This window comes from Methylobacterium sp. WL18, assembly GCF_008040015.1.
GTDB classification, from domain to species: Bacteria; Pseudomonadota; Alphaproteobacteria; order Rhizobiales; family Beijerinckiaceae; genus Methylobacterium; species Methylobacterium mesophilicum.
The window spans coordinates 1-1,606 of the sequence record NZ_VRVD01000863.1 but is presented as its reverse complement, the minus strand read 5'-3'; the positions used below and the strand labels follow the sequence as shown (position 1 = coordinate 1,606).

Genomic DNA, 1,606 nt, shown 5'->3' with positions numbered 1-1,606 from the left:
CCGCCAGGGCGCCACGTCGCCGAGCGCCGGGACCTCGGCCGCCGCCATGCCCCAGTCGCGCCCGGTCAGGTCGACCTTGGTGACGGCGCCGCGCCAGCCATGGGCCTGGTCGTAGCGCACCAGGCCGTCGACCAGGGCCTTGCGGGCCCAAGCCTGCATCTTCGGGTCGAGGGTGGCGCGCACCGAGAGGCCGCCCTCGTAGAGCTTCTTCTCGCCGTAGCGCTCGGAGATCTCGCGCCGGACCTCCTCGGTGAAGTAGTTGGCGTTGGCGGCGTTCGGGAAGGCGACCCGCGGGTTGACCCCGAGCGGCATTTTCTTGGCCGCGTCCGCCTCTTCCTTGGTGATGTAGCTGTTCTCCGCCATCAGGCGGATGATCTCGTTGCGGCGGTCCAAAGCCGCCTGGGTCTTGCGGTAGGGGTGGTAGTTGTTCGGCCCCTTCGGGAGCGCGGCGAGGTAGGCGGCCTCGTTGATGGTCAGCTCGTGGACCGACTTGCCGAAGTAGTCGAGCGCGGCGGCCGCGACCCCATGCAGGTTCCGGCCGGGAACGATCGTCCCCAAGAAGATCTCGTTGAGGTACAGCTCCAGGATCTTGTCCTTGGAGTAGGCCGCCTCGATCCGCAGAGCCAGCAGCGCCTCCCGGATCTTGCGGTCATAGGTCTGCTCGGAGGACAGCAAAAAGTTCTTGGCGACCTGCTGGGTGATGGTCGAGGCGCCCTGGCGCTTGCCCGACTTGGCATTGGTCAGGAACGCGCGCACGATCCCCTCGGGATCGATGCCGCCGTGCTTGTAGAAGTTCTTGTCCTCGGCCGACAGGAAGGCCGCGACCACGATCTTCGGCATCGCCTGGATCGGCAGGTACAGCCGGCGCTCGCGGGCGTACTCGGCCAGCAGAGAGCCGTCCGACGCGTGGATGCGGGTCATCACCGGCGGCTCGTAATTGGCGAGCGCGGCGTGGTCGGGCAGGTCCTGGCTGTACTTCCAGTAGAAGTAGCCGCCGGCCGCGGCGCCGACCACGAACAGCACCGCGGCGGCGCTGAACAGGATCCCGAAGAAACGAAGGATCAGACGCATCCGGTGTTCCGCTCGTCGCTGGCCCGGCCGCCTGCCGGGTTCGGCTCATCCGGCACGGGCGTCCATTCTCGACGCGGTCGGCTCCCGGACGCTCCCGTGAAGCCCCCTCGGATTACCGGTTCAACGGCGGTGCGACGGGGCGTTCGGACGTCCCGTATCGACACTTACTCTATGGTAAAACTGGGGCGACGGCGGCCGACCGTCGCGTGATCAGCGCGGGCCTGAGCGTCGCGCGGTTGCCGAAGAACTGGTCGATCGCCTTGGCCATGGAGCCGGTGACGCCCGCCCGCCACTCGGGCGATTGCAGCATCTCCAGGTCGCGCTTGCTCGACAGATAGCCGAGTTCCACCAGCACGCTCGGCACGTCGGGGGAGCGCAGCACCATGAAGCGCGCCTCCCGGTGGGGCTTGGCGCTCATCTCCATGACCGGGGCGAGCTGGCCCATCAGCGTGCGGGCGAAGCCCGACGAGAAGCCCCGGGTCTCGCGCAGGGTCAGCTCCTGCAGGATGTCGGCGATGTCCGGGGGGGCCTCGGC

2 protein-coding genes are annotated in these 1,606 nt (G+C 68.3%); both read right to left on the bottom strand.

From position 1 onward, the window contains the following. The coding region (locus FV228_RS29120) for a transglycosylase domain-containing protein (protein WP_187277962.1) at window positions 1-1,071 on the bottom strand (1,071 nt) is incomplete at its 3' end. Window positions 1,072-1,240: 169 nt separating this feature from the next. Beyond that, window positions 1,241-1,606 (bottom strand): N-acetylmuramoyl-L-alanine amidase (locus tag FV228_RS29115; RefSeq protein WP_147857642.1); only part of this gene is annotated, 366 nt, incomplete at its 5' end.